The sequence below is a fragment of the Cupriavidus sp. SIMBA_020 genome, from assembly GCF_046535395.1.
Taxonomy (GTDB): Bacteria; Pseudomonadota; Gammaproteobacteria; order Burkholderiales; family Burkholderiaceae; genus Cupriavidus; species Cupriavidus campinensis.
This window is the reverse complement of record NZ_JAWRWU010001115.1, coordinates 1-255: the sequence shown is the minus strand read 5'-3', so window position 1 is coordinate 255 and position 255 is coordinate 1. Positions and strand designations below refer to the sequence as shown.

The 255-nt window shown below is 74.1% G+C and carries 1 pseudogene; it reads right to left on the bottom strand.

Annotated features, from left to right (window positions below):
- Nucleotides 1–255: pseudogene (locus tag SB751_RS32985) on the bottom strand (CPBP family intramembrane glutamate endopeptidase); the annotation flags it as partial.

Here is a 255-nt window from a genome sequence, read left to right as displayed (position 1 = left end):
ACCACCGGCAGCAGCGCCGGGCACAGCCACAGCGCCTGCCTGGGCCGTCGCAGGCCATAGCGGAACAGCATTTCCTCGACCAGTGGGGCCCAGATCACCGCCGTCAGCCAGGGGATGTTGGCCGGGTCCAGCCGATGCGTCACCCCGCCCGCCCCGGCCGCGGCGACCGCCAGCGGCCCCAGCACGAGCAGGTTGACCAGCCACAGCACGCTGGCCCAGGCGAGAATGCGCCCGGGGCCGACACCCGGCCACCAG